The organism is Streptomyces sp. NBC_00457 (genome assembly GCF_036014015.1).
Lineage (GTDB): Bacteria > Actinomycetota > Actinomycetes > Streptomycetales > Streptomycetaceae > Streptomyces.
This window is the reverse complement of sequence record NZ_CP107905.1, coordinates 385,034-402,810: the sequence shown is the minus strand read 5'-3', so window position 1 is coordinate 402,810 and position 17,777 is coordinate 385,034. Positions and strand designations below refer to the sequence as shown.

The following is a 17,777-nucleotide window of genomic DNA, read 5'->3' as shown; positions in this document are numbered from 1 at the left end:
CTGTAAGAGGGGGCTCCTGTCCCGGGACGCGGCACGCGTGGTCGGTGTCGGGGATCTGGTAATGGCCGACAATGTGGTCGCGGTCCACGGGGATGCCATGACACTTACGGCGCGAGCGCGACGTACATGCAGGTCGCTACCTCCTTTGTTGGGCCGCGCCGACTGGGTACTACCGTCAACGAGTTACTGACGATGGCATGGTGAAGCGTGCCCGCAGAAGGGGAGAGTTCTTTCCTGGGACATGAGAACCTAGGAGAAAACTCTCCCCCTCGCCGTGGGAACTTCGACGCGAGCCCAGCCAGCCGTTCGGCGGCGGGCCGCACTTCGCTGGCGGCACCTTCCGGCTCAAGGTCGAGGAGCCGCCCAACACCACGGCTGGCGAGTCTGTCTGTCTGGAAGCGGTCCCTGTTGCTGGACGGCGAACTCGCGGATCTCTGTTCTCGGTTGCACAACGCGTTCAGTCCATCAGGCCAGGCTGAAGGTGAAGGAGAACTCGGCCGGGCCGGCGTCGAGGTGGTGTTGGGGCAGGACGCCGGGGCCGCAGGAGTGGGTGCCGATGCCGTGCTGGGCGTGGTCGAGGTTGACCCACACCGTGTTGCCGGGCCGCAGGTCGGGGGTGTGCTCGGCGGCGTCGAGCTGCTCGGTGGTCCAGCGGCGGGCGGTGAACCAGAAGGTGGGCTCGCCGTCGATCCGGAGGCCGGAGCCGTGTTCGTCCCTCAGCCGGGCCCAGCGGAGGTCGGCCCGCGCTCCGTTCTCCTGCGGCCGTACATATGGGGTCTGCAGGGCGTCCACCGTGGACGACCAGAGCCCGGTGCGGGAGGCGGCCCGGGTATCGGGGTACGCCTCGCCCGGGCCGCCGCCGTACCACTCGGCCCGGCCGTACGCCGCCGGCAGCCCGAGCCGTACGCCCAGCCGGGGCAGCGGGCAGCTCCACTCGCCCTCCGAGGTGACCGAGACCGCGAGGTGCAGCCGGTCGCCGTCGGCGGTCCAGCGGTATTCGGCGCGCAGGCCGAGGTCGGTGGCGGCGGGGGCGACGCGGGTCCGTACGGTCAGCGCCTCGTCGGTCGGATCCACCCCGTCGAGGCGGTGGCGCACCCGGTGCAGGCCCAGCTCGCGCCAGATCAGGCCCCAGCGGGGATCCGGCTGCCAGGGCGCGCCGTTGTCGTTGTCGGTCGGCGCCCGCCACACATCAAGACGCGGGCCGGTGACCGGGATGCCGCCGATGTGCGTGAGCGCTCCGCTCGCCGCGTCGAAGATGCCGGGGCCAAGAGCGATGGTGCCGCTGCCGGCCGGGCCCCGCCGGGGACGGGCCGCCGGGGCGGTCCGCGGGCGGCTCACCTGTCCCCGGGTGTCGGCGGGCAGCTGTGCCCAGGCGATTTCGTGTCCGGCCTTCGCCCACGGGGTTTCCTGGTCGAGGACGGCGCGCACGGTCCACAGCGCCTCGCCGGCGCGGTCGGCGGCGGGCGGCTCGGGGAGCTTCAGTTCCGCGGACTCGCCGGGTGCGACCGGCGGCACGGACAGCGGGCCGTCGGCGACGGTCAGGCCTTCGATCTCGTACGACCAGACGAAGGCGAGATGCGACAGGTCGGCGAAGTCATGGCTGTTGGTGACCCGGAGGGTGCCGGCGGGGCCGTCGCCCTCGATGCGGACCGGCTCGATGACCTTCTTGTACTCGGTCAGGCCCGGGGAGGGGGTGCGGTCGGGGAAGAGCAGTCCGTCGCAGACGAAGTTGCCGTCGTGGAGTTCCTCGCCGAAGTCGCCGCCGTAGCCGTGTCCGTGCTCCGGGTGGACGATGCCGTGGTCGATCCACTCCCAGACGAAGCCGCCCTGGCAGCGCTCGTGCGTCTCGAAGAGCCGCTGGTACTCGCTGAGCCCGCCGGGGCCGTTGCCCATGGCGTGGGCGTACTCGCAGAGGATGAAGGGCAGGGCCCGCCGGTGGGCGTCCAACTCCGGGTCGTCCAGAGGGGCTTCCGCGCGGCGGCCGATGAGGTCCACCTCGGCGTGCTCCGGGTACATCCGCGAGTAGATGTCGGTGTCCGCGCAGGACGGGTCGCCCTCGTAGTGGAGGGGCCGGGAGGTGTCCCGTCCCCGGATCCAGTGGGCCATGGCGGTCAGGCCCCGGCCGGTGCCGCACTCGTTGCCCAGCGACCACAGGACGATCGAGGGGTGGTTCTTGTCGCGCTCGACCATCCGCTCGGCCCGGTCCAGCAGGGCCGGGGTCCAGCGGTCGTCGTCCACCGGATTGCCGCGCCACCCCAGGTCGACGAAGCCGTGGGTCTCCAGGTCGCACTCGTCGATCACCCAGAGGCCCAGCTCGTCGCAGAGGTCGAGGAAGGCCGGGTGCGGGGGATAGTGGGAGGTCCGTACGGCGTTGATGTTGTGCTGCTTCATCAGCAGCAGGTCCTGGCGCATCGTCGCGAGATCGACCGTTCGGCCGGATTCCGGGTGGAACTCGTGCCGGTTGACGCCCCGGAAGAGGATCCGCCTGCCGTTGACCTTGAGGACTCCGTCCTCGACGACGACCGTGCGGAAGCCGATCCGCAGCGGGATCCGCTCGCCCTCCGTGACCAGCTCGCCCTCGTACAGCCGCGGCAGCTCCGCCGACCACGGTTCGACGGGCAGCGTCATGGTCTCGCCCGTCGCGATGTCGATGCCCAGACCGGGCAGGGTGACGCGCCCGCCCGGCTCGCTGTCCACCCGCAGGGTGCCGGAGCCGTCGCGGTGGTCGTAGGAGGCGTGCACAAAGAAGTCACGCACTGCGCCCTCGGGCCGGTGCAACAGCGTCACGTCCCGGAAGATGCCGGGCAGCCACCACTGGTCCTGGTCCTCCAGATACGAGCCTGCGGACCACTGGTGCACCCGTACCGCCAGCACATTGCCCTCCGGCCGCAGCAGCCCGCCGACGGAGAACTCGTGCGGCAGCCGGCTGCCCTGGAAGACGCCCAGCTCCTGCCCGTTGAGCCAGACCCGGGCGCAGGACTCCACGCCCTCGAAGCGCAGCAGCGCGTCACCACCCGAGGCCGCCGCCGGCCAGTCCTCGGGCAGATCGAAGGCGATCCGGTGGTCGCCGGTCGGGTTCTCCGTCGACATCCGCGGCGGGTCGACCGGGAAGGGGTAAACCACGTTGGTGTACGCGGGTGCTCCGTGCCCGTGCATCACCCAGTGACCGGGGACCGGCAGCTCGTCCCAGCCGTAGTCGTCGAACTCCGGGAGGGCGAAGGACTCGTCCTCCGTCGTCGCGGTCGGGGACAGCCGGAAGCGCCAAGTCCCATTGAGGCTCAGCCGGTGCGCGTCCGAGGTGCTGGTCCATGCGCGGGGCGGCAGAGCCCCGCTGCCCGGTGAGACGTCCTCGTAGTAGGGGATTCCCGCGAAGTCGATCGTGCTCAATCCTGCTCCTCGGTCATCCCTTGATCGCTGTCTGCGCGCTTTCCGAACCGGACCAGCCGGCGCTGGAGGAAGACGAAGACCAGGACAAGGGGCAGTAGCGATACGGCGGCCAGGCGTGCTGTCACGATCAAGTGGTGTCAGGTGTTCGGGTCCACCGTCAGCCGGCGGTGAACACAGGGGCGTCACCCGCCGCCATCGAGATCGGTGCGCTGGCGGAGTACCCGGAGCTCGTGGCCGAGGAGCTGCATCTCGTACAGCTTTCCGCGTGCGTTGTTGAAGGGGCGGTGAAGCACCATCATCAGCGGGCCGTCGAAGGTGTGGAACAGCATGCCGTGACCGCTGTCGTTCCGGACCAGCGGTCGGCGCTGACTCCACGGCCCCTTGATGTCGCCGGACTTCGAGACGGCATAGGTCTGCACATAGCTGCCGCCGACGGTGCCGTCCGGGTTGGCCGAGTTCTTTTCGTACGTCGACCACAGCATGATCAGGGATTTGTCAGGGCTGCGGTACAGCTGCGGGCCGTCGGTGACATAGGGCGGGAGCTGGTGCGGAACGCCGCTGGGGATCTGCTCGGTGAGCCAGAACGCGTCCGATGCCTTGAACAGGTAGGTCGGATCGCCGACGGCCTTCGACAGGTCCGGAGCCAGCCGGATCGCTTCCATGGTTCCGTCAATGGTCTGCAGCCACTCGTGCGCGTACACCATGTGGGGCTTCCCGGACTCGTCGACGTAGAGGGTCCCGTCGAGGGCCATGAGGTTCTCGGGCGTGGTGGGGCGTGACGGGTCGATGACGGTGAAGGGCCCCATCAGCGAGTCGGAGACAGCGATGATCGTGCCGCGCATGTAGTTCCCGATCGGGAACGGCGTGCCCCATTGGTTGGGTGGTGGGACCGGAAGCGGCCTGTTCTGGTTGTGCAGGGTGGTGAACAGGTAGTACTTGCCGTCCCATGCGTGCACTTCCGGCGCCCATCCGCCGTCGGTCGTCCAGAGTCCCTCCTGGTCGGCGGCGAGGAAGACCACGACGGGGCGCATCCAGTCGCGCAGGTTGTGGCTGCGGTAGACCATCGTGCCGGTGCCGTCCACGCCCGATACCGATCGGTCGTTGGACGTGTAGAGGTAGTAGGTCCGGGTCTTGTCGTCGGCGACGATGAACGGGTCGTGCAGGGGCATGTCGGGGAGCCGCATGAGATCGGCGTCAGCCGCGGTCGAGGAGCTATGTCGGGATCCTGGCATGGCAGTTCAGCCTTTCGGTCAGCTGTGGGAGTGGGAGGCGGGCGCTCCCTGATCCGACGACAAATCCATGACGTACGGCATGGCTGGCATGGCCCTTTTGGGCGGACAGGCTGAGGACGTGACGATGCAGTGCGCCGTCTAGCTGGGGGAGGACCGTGGGGGTGCGGTCGAGCCCCGGACGACGAGCTCGACCGGTGGGTCGCTCGCCGGTGGCATTTGGGTGTCGGGCTTTTCGATGGCGTGGACGAGAAGCCTGAGGCCGTCTCTGGCCGCGGCGTCGAACGGCTGGCGCACGGTGGTCAGGGGTGGGGTGACGTGGGCGAAGACGGGGTTGCCGTCGAAGCCGACGACGCTGACGTCGTGGGGCACGCGCCGACCGGCTTCCGTCAGGGCGTGGATCAAGCCGATCGCCATGTCGTCGCCCGAGACGAAGACCGCGGTCACTTCGGGGTCGGCGGCCAGTTCGCGGCCCGCCAGGTAACCGGAGTCGGCCGACCAGTCGCCTTCGACGAGGGGCGGTTGGTGCCTGCCGCGTGCCGCCAGGGCTGCTCGCCATCCCTCGACACGGTCCCTCGCGGCGTACCAGCGCAGCGGCCCGGCGACGTGGTGGACCGTCTGGTGTCCCAGATCCAGCAGGTGGTCCGTGGCGGCCCGCGCCAGCAGATCGGCGCCGACCCCTGCGGTCACCGCCCGAGGGCCGCCGAAGGCCGGTGGCGCGCCGAGGAAGAGGACCGGCACGTCGACGCGGACGGACACCTCGCCTTCCACAATGGGTTCGGAGACGATGATGCCGTCCACGCCCTGCTCCAGGAGGGAGTCCACGGAACGGGCGATGTCGTCCGGTTCGCCGTCCAGCGTGTTGACCACTCGGAGCGCGTAACCGGAGTCCCGGACGGCCTTCTCGATGGCCACCTGCAGTGAGGCGGGTCCGTACCCGGCCGTCCCCAGAGCGACCACACCGATAGAACGTGTTCGTCCGGACGCCAGTGTTCGAGCCGCGTTGTTCAGCCGGTAGCCGAGTTCCTCGGCGGCTTCGATGACACGACGCCGTACGTCGTCGGAGACGTAGGGCTCGTTGTTGAGGACCCTCGACACGGTCTTGCGTGAGACGCCGGCCAGTTGGGCGACATCGGCACTGCGAGGCACAGAAGGGCTTCCGCCCCGTCCTGCCACTCGTGTCATGGTGTCTCCTCTGGCCGAGCGAGGGAATCCTTCGAGGTCCGCTGTATGACCGCGCGGTCATTGTCTACGCAGTCCGAGATCGCGCGTCAAGGGTGTGCGCATGGCTTCCTTCAACCTCGCGCCCTCGCGGAGAAGCAGGGAGTCAGGTGTCGGGCGACGCCCTGGCTGCGGCGCAAAACTGCTTCTGACCAGCGCATCCGCGCCGTCGAAGTGTCACTTGTCGCCGAGAAAAGTCCCGCAGGAGGGGAGTGGTGCTGTGCGTTCTATTGACGCGTTCCCCTCCGGCTGCGTAGATATGACCGCGCGGTCAGTGACCGCGCGGTCATACAGCCGATCTCGCCTGATGCAGGCATACGCCGTCGGGAGACTTCATGGCACGAGTAGTGAGACGGAGCGCGTGTCCTCAACAACGAGCCGCACGTCTCCGACGAGGTCCGCCGACGCGTCATCGAAGCCGCCGAGGAACTGGGTCATCGGCTGAACCACGCGGCGCGGGCGCCGGCCTCCGGGCGGAACCGCTTCATCGGCGTCGTCGCTCGGGGGGCACTGCTCGTGGCCATCGAGAAAACCCTCCGGGACTCCGGTTACGCACTCCGAGTGGTCATACGCTGGACGGCGAACCGGACGATATCGCCCGCGCCGTGGACTCCCTCCTGGAGCAGGGCGTGGACGGCATCATCGTCTCCGTACCCATCGTGGAAGGCGAGGTTCAGGCCAGAGCCGATGTGCCGGTCCTCGGTGGGTGCAGGCGCCTATGGATTGACGCGGGTGGCCACCGACCACCTGCTGTGTGCCTCCGAGGACCTGATCGAGGGGACTGGTTACCCCCCTCCGGATGCGCGGCAGGCCGCGTGTACGTCATTCCTGCCCTGACCACCCTGCGCCGGCCCTTCGGCGCCGCGGCACGGGAAGGAATCAGGCTGCTCGTGCACGCCATCGAGGAGCCGGAGACCTACCTGCCTCCGGCGAGTGAGCCGCCGGTCGAACTCGTCGTCCGTGCTTCGATCGCACCCCCGCCGACCAGGAAGGCACCGGAACGCGGTCGGCGCACAGCCTCCCGCTGAACGGCTCGGCACACGCACCCCGATCGGGGACGAACCGCACACCACCGACTGACCGCACTCGTCGGCCCTAGGGCTTGTGCCGGAAATGGAGCCTGTCGGGCGGCGCCTGGCACGCTCCCCGCTGCCTTCAAGGCGTGGGAGGTGTCCCCACTCGCCGCACCAACACACCTGCGCTCACCGCACCTCAACAACCTTCCACCACCGTGCACTTCCGCTGTACCGCACGTGACACGCGTGCCGGTCACAGCTCGCGCGACGCAGACACGCAGACCCGAACATGGCGACCCCGATGCCCTGGTAGCGACGTCCGCGCCTCACCCCTCCTCACCCCTCTCCCTACCCACCCCTGCGACGCGCCCTAGCAAGGCGCTCCGTTCCACTGCCCCTCGGCGGGAGTTCACCATGCCTCGATCCTTCGTTCCCACGTCCTCCATGAGCCGTCGGCGGTTCCTCGCCGCGACCGGCGCGGTGTCCCTCGGTGCCGCGCTCGCCGCGTGCAGCGGCGACAGCGACTCCGGTTCCTCCTCCGCCGAGCCGGTGAGCCAGGCCGATATCGACAAGGCGATGAAGACGCCCACCGAGCTGACGTTCTGGACCTGGGTCCCGGACATCCAGCAGGAGGTCGCGCTCTTCGAGAAGAAGTACCCCGCGATCAAGGTCAAGGTCGTCAACGCCGGCCAGGGCGTCGCCCACTACACCAAGCTGCGTACGGCGCTGAAGGCCGGAACCGGCGCACCGGACATGGTGCAGATCGAGTTCCACGCGATCCCCACCTTCACGATCACCAACAGTCTGCTGAACCTCGCCCCGTACGGTGCCACGGCACTGAAGGAACAGTTCGTCGACTGGACATGGGGACAGGTCAGCGGCCCCGGCGGCGAGGTCTGGGCGATCCCCCAGGACACCGGACCCATGGGGATGCTCTACCGCAAGGACATCTTCGACAAGCACGGCATCCAAGTGCCCGAGACCTGGGAGGAGTTCGCGACCGCCGCACGCAAGCTCCACAAGGCCGACCCGGACGTCTACCTGACCAACCTCGCGGCGAACGAACCCGCCGCCTGGCACGGCCTGTTGTGGCAGGCCGGCGCCAAGCCGTATGCGACCTCGGGCAAGAGCAATCTCTCCATCAGCGTCGACGACGCCGTCTCCCAGAAACTCGCCGAATACTGGGGCGGGCTCGCGAAGGAAGGCGTCATCAGCACCGACCCGGACTTCGCCGACCCCTGGTACGCCGGATTCAACAAGGGCAAGTACGCCACCTGGCTCACCGCGGCCTGGGGCCCGTCCTTCCTGTCCGGCTCGGCCAAGTCCACCTCGGGCAAATGGCGGGCGGCGCCGCTGCCGCAGTGGGATGCCGCCAAGCCGGTCTCAGGCAACTGGGGCGGTTCCACGACCGCGGTCACCGCGGCCACCAAGAACAAGATCGCGGCAGCGCAGTTCGCCCAGTTCCTCAACAGCGACCCGGCCAGCGCCAAGATGTTCGCCACCCAGCAGTTCTTCTTCCCGGCGACCAAGGCTCTGCTCGCCGACGCGAGTGTCACCGGCAGCGCGCCCGAGTTCTACGGCGGCCAGAAGGTCAACCAGATCTTCGCCGCCATCAGTGAGACGGTCTCGCCCGAGTTCCAGTGGCCGCCGTTCCTCGACCAGGCGGCGACCGACTGGACCGAGACCGTCGGCAAGTCCCTCGCCGACAAGTCCGACACCGTTGCCGCACTCGGCACGTGGCAGTCCCGGCTCACGGCGTACGCCAAGAAGCAGGGCTTCACGGTCGAGGGGACCTGAGATGGCTGCCACGACCGCGGCCGCCACCAGGAAGCCGCACCGAGACGGACCGGCCCCGCGTCGCCGGTCGATCTCGGCAGGTCCCCTGTTCGTAGCCCCCTTCCTGATCCTCTTCCTCCTCCTCTTCCTCGCCCCGCTCGGCTACGCCGCCTACCTCAGCCTCTTCCAGGAACAGCTCATCGGCGGCACGGTCTTCGTCGGCCTGGACAACTACGTCACCGCCCTCAAGGACCCGCAACTCCTGCACGGCGTCGGACGCGTGGCCCTGTTCTTCATGATCCAGGTGCCGCTGATGCTGCTGCTGGCCCTGCTCTTCGCGCTCGCGCTGGACAGCGGCCTGCTGCGCCTTGCCCGCGTGATCCGGCTCGGCATCTTCGTGCCGTACGCGGTCCCGAGCGTGGTCGCCGCGCTCATGTGGGGCTACCTGTACGGCCCCGACTTCGGTCCGTTCGCCCAGCTGAGCCGCAATCTCGACCTGCCGGCCCCGCAGTTCCTCAGCGAGAGCTGGATGCTGGGCAGCCTGGCGAACATCGTGACCTGGGAGTTCGTCGGCTACAACATGATCATTCTGTACGCGGCCCTGCGGACCGTCCCGCACGATCTTTACGAGGCTGCCGCGATGGACGGCGCAGGAGCCTGGCGCATCGCCTGGTCGATCAAGCTCCCCGCGTTGCGGCCCGCTCTTCTGCTCACCCTGCTGTTCTCGGTGATCGGCAGCTTCCAGCTGTTCAACGAACCGAGCCTGCTGATGAAGATCGCCCCCGATGTCATCAGCAGCTCCTACACCGCCAACCTCTACGCCTACTCCCTCGCCTTCACCGGCCAGCAGGTCAACTACGCGGCCACGGTGTCCTTCCTCCTGGGCCTGGTCATCGTCATCGCCTCCTACGCCGTGCTGCTCACCGCGAACCGAAGGAGGGAAAAGTGACGACCACCATGCCGAAGGCCACGACCGCACCGGCCGACGACCCGGCCCCCACCGCACCGAAGCGGCGCCGGTCCGCAGCCTCATCCCCCCGCCGCAGCACCCCGCTGACGATCGCCATGCTGGCGGCCCTGGCGTACTTCCTCCTCCCGCTGTTCTGGCTGCTGGTCGCCTCGACCAAGAACACCCAGGACCTGTTCAACAGCTTCGGCCTGTGGTTCTCCGGCGCCCCGCAGCTGCTGGACAACATCAGTCACACCTTCACCCAGGACGACGGCGTCTTCGTCGACTGGCTGCTCAACACCGCCGTGTACGCCGTCGTCAGCGCGGTCGGCGCGGCGATGATCGCGGCCGCCGCCGGCTACGGCTTCGCGAAGTTCCGCTTCCGCGGCGACCGGGCCGCCTTCAACCTCGTACTCGGCGCCATCATGGTCCCGGCCACCGCGCTGGCGATCCCGACCTATCTGCTGTTCGCCGAGGTCGGCCTGGTCAACACCCCCTGGGCGATCATCCTGCCCTCCCTCGTCAACCCCTTCGGCCTCTACCTCATGCGCGTCTACGCGGCCGACGCGGTCCCGGACAGCCTCCTCGAGGCGGCCCGTATCGACGGGGCGGGGGAGGGGCGGATCTTCTTCCGGATCGCTCTCAGGCTGCTGGCCCCCGGCCTGGTGACCGTCCTGCTCTTCACGCTCGTGGCGACCTGGAACAACTACTTCCTGCCGCTGATCATGCTCAGCGACCCGAACCTGTACCCCATCACGGTCGGCCTCTCCTCCTGGGCCGCTCAGGCGCAGAACGGCGGGGCCGGCGCCAGCAGCGACATGCTCCCGCTCGTCGTGACCGGCTCCATGATCTCCATCGTGCCGCTCGTCATCGCCTTCCTCATGCTCCAGCGCTACTGGCAGAGCGGTCTGGCCACCGGAAGCGTCAAGCAGTAACGCCCCCTGATCGACGACTTCGCCCGAACCATCACCCCTGGTCATCCCTCAAAGGAGAGGCAATGCAGACAAGAAGACTTGGCAAGGCACTGGGAACCTTCGTCGTGGGTGCAGCGATGCTGGGCCTGACCATGAGCAGCGCGCAGGCGTACAACCCGACGGGCGGGATCCTGTACCAGCTCGGCGACGAACCGTGCCTGAAGGGCCGGGGCAACTGCGCGATCTACGTCAAGTCGGCGCAGTTGGAGAGCGGACGTCTCGTCGCGGCGTTCGAGAAGGCCACGGTCGTCCCGGAGACGGGAAGCGCCGACCGGGAGACGATGCCGGTCTACAAGAGCGACGACCACGGAACCTCGTGGCAGCCACTGGCGGACGTCAAGGCTCCGGCGTACCTCTCCAAGGACCCCAAGTACGCGAAGTACAAGAGCAATTGGGCGAGCCCGTTCCTCTACACGCTTCCGCAGGACGTCGGCAAACTGAAGAAGGGCACGCTGCTCCTCGCGACCATCGTGACGGGCGACGACCACTACTACCTCGAGAACAAGGCAGCCGACCCGAACTGGACGCCGTCCAACGACGGAGACCGCAGTGACATGGCGCTCGCCCTGTACTCCAGCACCGACGAAGGCGAGAGCTGGAAAGTCCTCAACGTCATCGCGACGGGCGGCTGGCAGGGCGGCAGCGCGGGCGCGGTCGGCAAGAACGTCGCCAAGGCGAACACGTACAAGCAGGTCGATCCCCTCTGGGAGCCGTACCTGATGGTCCACAAGGGCCAACTCGTCTGCTACTACTCCGACGAGAACGACTACCTCGGCTTCGACCCGGTCACCGGTGTGCCGAAGCTGGATCCGGACAACGACACCGCCCGGGACTCGCACGGCCAGATCCTCGTCCACAAGACCTGGAACGGCCGCAGCGCGCAGTGGAGCGAGCCCGTCGTCGACGTCGCCGGCCTGACCCAGGACATGGGAGGCGGTAAGACGCAGATCGGAGGCGGCCGGCCGGGCATGACGACCGTCGTCCCGACGACGGACGGCAAGTGGCTGCTCCCGTACGAGTACTGGGGTGGCGGTACCAACACCCGGTACGTGATCGCCGACGACCCGCTGCAGTTCTACCGCGGCTCCACGGACGCCCCCGTCACCTCCCTGCCGGTCGACGCTGGTTCGCGCCCTCTCGCGACGGGCGGCAGCCCGGTCGTCATCAACCTCCCGGACGGGCGCCTGGTGTACAACGCCGCAGGCAGTGGCAACGTCTGGGTCAACGAGAGCGGACGCAGCGACGGCGTGTGGAAGGAGTACCAGACGAATGCGCCGGCCTCCTACAGCCGCAATCTGCAGTACGTCGAGGGCACCGGCCGCATCTCGATCCTCAACCATCAGGGCACCTCGACGATCCGGTACTCCGAGGTCGACCAAGGCCGCTCGGACGGCGCCTACTACCGGCTCGTGAACCGCAAGACCGGCCAGGTCATCGGCACCGGCGGCAAGACCAACGACGCCAACATCGGCAACGGGGACGTTCCCGACGTCCGCCTGGAGGACGCCGGTTCGGTGGCGAACAAGGACACGCAGTACTGGCATGTGGTTGCCGCGCCGAAGGGCGGCACGACGCTGCTGAACAAGTCCGGCGGCCGCATGGCAGGCATCTGGACCGGGAACGCGACCGTCGGCCAGAGGATCGGCCAGTGGGTCGACAACAGCCCTACGGGCGTCTGGAACCTCATCAAGACCGCCGACGGGCACTACAAGTTCCAGGCCGCCAAGAACACCAACGTGTACTTGACCGGCGCATCCGCCGGTGCGCCGCTGACCCTGCAGAACGCGGTCGCGGGCGGCTCGCAGGAGTGGCAGCTCGTCCAGCAGGCGCCGACCTCCGCGGACTTGACGAAGGACAGGCGGTCGAAGCGTCTGACCGCGAGCAGCGTCGGGAGGAACGCCACACTGTCGCTGAAGGCCGCGGCCTCGGACCCCGCGGGCACGGCCCTGCACGCGAACAGGACGGGTCACGTCTACGCGTTCGCAGCCAACGGGAAGGCCACCGACCTCGGTCCGGTCTCCTTCGACGAGGACCAGATGGGCAGCGTGACGCTTCCGGCGACGATCGCCGGCGGGAGGAAGATCAAGATCGCCGTGGTCTTCGACGACACACCGCTGTTGTGGGACGCGGTCACCGTGCGGGCTGCCGCCACCGAACGCTGATCGTGCCTTGGGGTGAGCCGGCTCGTCGGCTCACCCCAACCTCAGCGGCGCAGTGATCCGGGGCCGAGAACGCCGAACCACGACGGGCCGACGCGATGGCCCCGTCGTCGGCGCGGACCCAAGGAGTGGGAGCGCATGATCGCGGTCGCCGTGAACGGGCCCCTGCCACGCCTCCATCGGCGAACTGTGGATCATGCCCACTGACCAGCCCTGACCACCCCAACCGCCCCCAGAGGCCGCCGCACGACGCCCGAGTGAAACGGACGGACCCGTCCTCATCCTGGGAGAGAATTGACCCTCCTTTGCTGGGCGCTTGTTGAGGTTCACTGGCTGCGGCACACCCCAGGACCTCTCGAAGGAACGGCTCGGCATGCACTTCAACCCGGTCGCCGCCCCCGCGGCTCGTCAGAGCGCCCGTCTCGTCAGGTTGGCGGCCGCGTCCCTGGCCTCCGCGGCGATGCTCACCTTGTTCTCGGCGGGCGCCGCGCAGGCGCATCACGGGTTCGACGACTTCGACACCGATCGCCTCTACTACATAGCGGGTACCGTCTCGCAGGTCCGCTGGGGCGATCCGCACTCCTACTTCACCGTGACCGTCGACGGAGATCTCCCCGCTGACACCCCCGAGCGCGATCTGCCCGAGGGACTGCGGGACGCCCCCGACAGCGACCCGATCAACGCCGCACCGTCCTTCAGCGGGTCTCAAGACGAGCTGGAGGTCACCATCGCGCCGCCGAGCTTCACGGGGATGTGGGGCCTGGACCGCGAACTCGAAGACGGCGAGCGGATCGAAGCCGTCGGTTACGTCGGCAGGAGTCACACGGACGAGTTCCGTCCGGTCGTGTTCTGGTACGAAGAGGGCAAGCCTGTCAACCAGGTGCTCAACGAGGAACTCCCGGCGCGGCCGCTGCCGGTCCCGTATCCGGAGGGCGACGCGGCGTCCGCCGACGCCGACCAGGATTCCCCGTCGGCCGCAGCAGACTCTGAGGGCACGTCATCGACCGTGGTGTGGGCCACGCTCGGTGGCGTACTGGTCGCCGGCATCGCAGGTGGAGCCTTCTATCTGCGACGACGCTCGTCCCGGGCGTGACGGCACTCGTCATGGACAGTGTCTTCTCCTGGCTGGAGGACAGCTGGTTCGCCGAGGCCGTCCGTGGCACGGCCTACCTCTACCCGGTGCTCGAAAGCGTCCACATCATCGGCATCGCCCTCCTCATCGGCCCGGCCGCAGTATTCGATCTCCGGCTGCTCGGGCTCGGGTGGCGGACACTGCGGGTGACGACCGCGGCCCATCACCTGCTCCGCCTGTCACACCTCGGCTTCGTGATCGCGGCGGTCACCGGCGTGGCCATGTTCGTGCCCGGCGCCGGCCTCATCGCCGACCGCGGCAGCGCTCCGTGGAAGCTCGGCCTCATCCTGCTCGCAGGCCTGAACATCCTGATCTTCCATCGGCGGACCTACCGCAACGTGGCCGACTGGGACATCGAGCAGCCGACGCCTGTCGCAGCCCGGCTCGCCGCGGTCGTTTCCCTCACGTCGTGGTCGGGAGTCACGATCGCTGGCAGGCTCCTGGCCTACACCTGACACCGCCACAGCGGCACGCCGCACCGCGACCGCCCTCAGGTTCGCACGGCTCACGGGGGCGTTCGTCACACGCCAGGCCCATCGCGTCGCCGTAGCTCCCGGCCGGCGCAGGGGTCTGGAGACGGTGCCGCATTTCTGGCATGTCCGGCGCCGCAGATCGGCCCGGCGCCGCGCGTCCCGATCCCGGCACACTCCGCACATCCCCCGTCGTGGACGGGGGTGAACTTGCCTGCGGAGCGGGCCTGTTCCAGAGCGGTCGCGCCGGGGAAGGCGCCGAGGTCGTTCGGAAAAGCCGACGCAGCTGATGCGGCGTGGGTGTCCTGTCCCTGGCGCCGTGGCAGTGCTTTGTCTGCCGCGAGGACGTCCACTCACCACAGCGGACGCCCTCGCGGCGTAACTCGTGAGAAGAAGAGGCGCTGGAGAGCCGTAGTGCTGGGAGACGTCGCTGCGAAGCGCGCCGTGCGCGTTGCGGACGTTCAGTCCGCTGTGCCGCTCAGCAGGGCTTCGAGCTCGGTAGCGGCGTTGGTGCCGCCGTCTTCGAGGAGGACCCTGTTCAGCAGGGCGGGCAGTCGGCGGGCGGGCAGGTCCAGGAAGGGGCCCAGTCGCCGGGCCACTTCTGCCGAGTCGCTGCCCAGTCCGTGCCGGGACAGGACGCCGGCCGTCTGCCCCCAGAGCTGGGCGTCGTCCATCAGGTCCCGCACAGTGGTTATGTCGGACGATGCCGAGGCGGGGCAGGGATCCTCGGTGGTCCAGGTGTGTGTGCCGTGAGCCACGGTCACCGGCGGCTGCCCGGAACCGGGCAGGTGGACGGTGGCCCGTGCCCCCACGGGCACGACCACCTTCAGGTGGAAGCGGCCCTCCTCGCGCCGCCAGCCCACCGATGTCTCGCCGTACGGGGTGAGATGCACGGCCGTGGCGTGGGTGAGCGACCGGTGCGGCAGCGGGCGCACGGTGATTTCCCGGTAGCCGGGTGCCGCGGGGGCCAGTCCGGCCACGGTGCGGTGCATCCAGTCCGCGACGGCTCCGAGCGCGTAGTGGTTGAAGGAGGTCATCTGGCCGGGGTTGACCCTGCCGTCGGGCAGCATGCTGTCCCAGCGTTCCCAGACGGTGGTGGCGCCCATCGTCACGGGATACAGCCAGGAGGGGCAGCCCTTCTCCTGCAGCAGCCGGTGGGCGAGGTCCGGATGGCCGGCGGAGGTGAGCGCGTCCGTCATCAGGGGCGTACCGACGAATCCGGTGGCGATCCTGAAGCCGTTCGTGCGGACGAGGTCGGCGAGCCGGTGTCCGGCGGCCTCGCGCTGCAGCGGGGAGGTCGGCAGGTCCCATTGCAGAGCCATGGCGTAGGCGGTCGGCGAGTCGCCCAGGATCCGGCCCGCCGGTGTGACGAACGCGCGGGCGAATGCCTCCCGGGTCCGCTCGGCGAGCGCGCAGTACCGTGCGGCCTCCTCGGAGCGGCCCAGTGCTTCCGCCGTGCGGGCGACGATGTCCGCGCACCGCACGAGGCACGCGGTGGCGACGACGTCCGCGGGAGTGCGGGCTGCGAACGGGTCGTCGGGCGGTGCGGTGGGGTCGAGCCAGTCGCCGAACTGGAAGCCGCCCGCCCACACGCCGTCCGTGGTGAGCGAGGTGATCTTGTCGACCCAGGCGCGGGCGCTGGTGAACTGCCGCTCCAGGATGCCGCGATCGGCGTACCGCTCGTACAGCACCCAGGGCACAACCGGCGCCGCGTCGCCCCAGGCCGCCGCGGTCGGGGCCGCGTTGTCCAGCACGTCGGGGATCACCCAGGGCACCGCGCCGTCGGGATGCTGGTCGGCGGCGAGGTCGGCGAGCCAGGAGCACAGGAAGCCCGCGGCGTCGAAGAGGAAGGCGGCGGTGGGGGAGAAGACCTGGATGTCGCCGGTCCAGCCGAGCCGCTCGTCGCGCTGCGGGCAGTCTGTCGGTACGTCCAGGAAGTTGCCCCGCGTGCCGCGGACGACGTTCTCGTGGAACTGCTCCAGGTCCGGGTCCGAGCAGGAGAACCAGCCCGTGCGGCGCAGGTCGCTGGCCACGACCACAGCCTGCAGATCCTCCACCTCCAGGTCTGGTACGCCCGTGACCTCGGCGTACCGGAAGCCGTGGAACGTCAGCGAGGGTTCGAGGACGGTCTCCGCACCGTCGGCCAGGAGGTAGGTGTCGGTGGCGTCGGCCGTGCGCAGCGGCCTGGTGCACAGCTCCTCGTCCTCCAGGACCTCCGCGTGCCGGACGGTGACCTCCGTGTCGGCCGCGGTGTCGCGCAGGCGCAGGCGGACCCAGCCCACGACGTTCTGCCCGAAGTCGACGAGCGTACGGCCGGACGGCGACTGCCAGACCTTCAGGGCCGGCAGCACCTCGATGACCCGTACAGGCGGGCCCTCCGGGGCGACGAGCCGCGCCAGGTCCGCCTCCTCATCGGACAGCACGTCCACCGGGCCATCGGCTTCGCCCGGCGTGAATCGCAGGTCGGTGCGCTGACCCTGGTAGAGATCGTCGGCGACGATGCCGGTGCCCCGGGCCCGCCACTCGTCGTCGGTCCCGAAGACCTCCACTGAGCCGTCGGCATAGCGGACCTCCAGCTGGGCGAGCAGGGCCAGCTGGTCGCCGTACAGCGCGCGGTCACCCCACCAGCCGAGGTGGCCGCGGTACCAGCCGTTGCCGAGCACGACCGAGACGGTGTTCTCACCCTCCCTGAGCAGCGCGGTGACGTCGTGGGTCTGGTAGCGCAGCCGGTGGCGGTAGCTGGTCCAGCCCGGCGCGAGGACCTCGTCGCCGACCCGGGTGCCGTTCAGGGACGCGGCGTAGACACCGTGAGCTGTGGCGTACAGACGAGCGGAGACCATGTCCGCCCGCAGCACGACCGTCCGTACGAGTTCCGGAGCAGGCGCGTCCAAGGCGCCATGATGGCGGGGCGTGATGAACCGGGCGGTCCAGTCGCCGGGGCGCAGCAGTCCTGTCTCCACGGTGGCGGGCGCGCTCCAGTCGCTCCATCGCGTTCCGGAGGCCACCCGGATCCGGACGCTCGCCCGGCCGCGTGAGGGCAGGGGCGCGAACGGCCAGGGCACGAGCACCTGTTCGGCCGATTCGACCCGTACCGTCGTGTCGCCGTCCAGCTTCACCTCGTACGCCGTCTGCCGCCAGGCGGGGTCGTCGGTGCGGACCTGCCAGGACAGACGGGGTTCCGGCGTACCGACGCCGAGTGCGTCATCCCGGTGCTCGAACCGGATGGCGACCACCGTGGTGTCGGGTTCCGGACGCTCAAGGCTCATGCCAGCTCTCGTTCCCAGTTGTGTGCATCGTTCTACGTTTGAAACGACTCAACCCTGGGCGCAGATGTCCGGCGCGTCAAGGGGAGCGGCAGGAAATTCCCAAGGGGAGCGACGGGAAATTCCAGCGGGCGGACGCCTGGCCGCCTCGCCGTCGGTCCGGTGTCCGTCCGGCGTGGATCCGCCCGCCTCGTCGCGGGG

General features: G+C 69.1%; 11 protein-coding genes and 1 pseudogene. 7 read left to right on the top strand and 5 right to left on the bottom strand.

Going from position 1 to position 17,777, the window contains the following annotated elements; genetic code table 11:
- Positions 1–465 precede the first annotated feature (465 nt).
- The 4 genes from OG828_RS01920 to OG828_RS01905 all read right to left on the bottom strand — a co-directional run bounded on the left by OG828_RS01920 (position 466) and on the right by OG828_RS01905 (position 5,801).
- Positions 466–3,387, bottom strand: a complete 2,922-nt coding sequence (locus OG828_RS01920) for a glycoside hydrolase family 2 TIM barrel-domain containing protein (protein WP_328499867.1) — start codon at positions 3,385–3,387, stop codon at positions 466–468.
- Complete coding sequence (locus OG828_RS01915) at positions 3,384–3,512, bottom strand: hypothetical protein (RefSeq protein WP_328499866.1); 129 nt, start codon at positions 3,510–3,512, stop codon at positions 3,384–3,386. The genes OG828_RS01920 and OG828_RS01915 overlap by 4 nt, the downstream gene beginning before the upstream one ends.
- A 57-nt stretch (positions 3,513–3,569) precedes the next feature.
- Positions 3,570–4,571 carry a glycoside hydrolase family 43 protein gene (locus tag OG828_RS01910; RefSeq protein ID WP_328499865.1) on the bottom strand — a complete coding sequence of 334 codons (1,002 nt, stop codon included), beginning with the start codon at positions 4,569–4,571 and terminating at the stop codon, positions 3,570–3,572.
- A 186-nt stretch (positions 4,572–4,757) separates the two neighbouring features.
- Positions 4,758–5,801 carry a LacI family DNA-binding transcriptional regulator gene (locus tag OG828_RS01905; protein ID WP_328349498.1) on the bottom strand — a complete coding sequence of 348 codons (1,044 nt, stop codon included), beginning with the start codon at positions 5,799–5,801 and terminating at the stop codon, positions 4,758–4,760.
- A gap of 851 nt (positions 5,802–6,652) precedes the next feature.
- Here OG828_RS01905 and OG828_RS01900 point away from each other — a divergent pair.
- The 7 genes and pseudogenes from OG828_RS01900 (at position 6,653) to OG828_RS01870 (ending at position 14,298) form a co-directional block, all read left to right on the top strand.
- Complete coding sequence (locus OG828_RS01900) at positions 6,653–6,865, top strand: hypothetical protein (RefSeq protein ID WP_328499864.1); 213 nt, start codon at positions 6,653–6,655, stop codon at positions 6,863–6,865.
- Positions 6,866–7,267: 402 nt separating this feature from the next.
- Entirely contained in the window at positions 7,268–8,650 is a 1,383-nt protein-coding gene (locus tag OG828_RS01895; protein ID WP_328499863.1) for an ABC transporter substrate-binding protein, read from the top strand.
- A gap of 1 nt (position 8,651) precedes the next feature.
- Positions 8,652–9,578: a carbohydrate ABC transporter permease gene (locus tag OG828_RS01890; RefSeq protein ID WP_328349495.1), complete on the top strand. Its 927-nt coding sequence runs from the start codon at positions 8,652–8,654 to the stop codon at positions 9,576–9,578.
- Positions 9,575–10,513: a carbohydrate ABC transporter permease gene (locus OG828_RS01885; protein ID WP_328349494.1), complete on the top strand. Its 939-nt coding sequence runs from the start codon at positions 9,575–9,577 to the stop codon at positions 10,511–10,513. The genes OG828_RS01890 and OG828_RS01885 overlap by 4 nt, the downstream gene beginning before the upstream one ends.
- 62 nt (positions 10,514–10,575) lie before the next feature.
- Positions 10,576–12,375, top strand: a pseudogene (locus tag OG828_RS01880) (RICIN domain-containing protein); the annotation flags it as partial.
- Between the two features lie 652 nt (positions 12,376–13,027).
- Positions 13,028–13,804: a DUF6152 family protein gene (locus OG828_RS01875; RefSeq protein ID WP_328499862.1), complete on the top strand. Its 777-nt coding sequence runs from the start codon at positions 13,028–13,030 to the stop codon at positions 13,802–13,804.
- Positions 13,801–14,298 carry a DUF6644 family protein gene (locus OG828_RS01870; RefSeq protein WP_328499861.1) on the top strand — a complete coding sequence of 166 codons (498 nt, stop codon included), beginning with the start codon at positions 13,801–13,803 and terminating at the stop codon, positions 14,296–14,298. The genes OG828_RS01875 and OG828_RS01870 overlap by 4 nt, the downstream gene beginning before the upstream one ends.
- A 476-nt stretch (positions 14,299–14,774) precedes the next feature.
- On the opposite strand, the gene OG828_RS01865 is transcribed toward OG828_RS01870, so the two are convergent.
- Positions 14,775–17,579 carry a family 78 glycoside hydrolase catalytic domain gene (locus OG828_RS01865; protein WP_328499860.1) on the bottom strand — a complete coding sequence of 935 codons (2,805 nt, stop codon included), beginning with the start codon at positions 17,577–17,579 and terminating at the stop codon, positions 14,775–14,777.
- Positions 17,580–17,777 lie beyond the last annotated feature (198 nt).

Coding starts and splice junctions, on each gene's coding strand:
- OG828_RS01910 (WP_328499865.1), bottom strand. CDS start 4,571: ATGCGGCTCCCCGACATGCCCCTGCACGACCCGTTCATCGTCGCCGAC.
- OG828_RS01905 (WP_328349498.1), bottom strand. CDS start 5,801: ATGACACGAGTGGCAGGACGGGGCGGAAGCCCTTCTGTGCCTCGCAGT.
- OG828_RS01895 (WP_328499863.1), top strand. CDS start 7,268: ATGCCTCGATCCTTCGTTCCCACGTCCTCCATGAGCCGTCGGCGGTTC.
- OG828_RS01890 (WP_328349495.1), top strand. CDS start 8,652: ATGGCTGCCACGACCGCGGCCGCCACCAGGAAGCCGCACCGAGACGGA.
- OG828_RS01865 (WP_328499860.1), bottom strand. CDS start 17,579: ATGAGCCTTGAGCGTCCGGAACCCGACACCACGGTGGTCGCCATCCGG.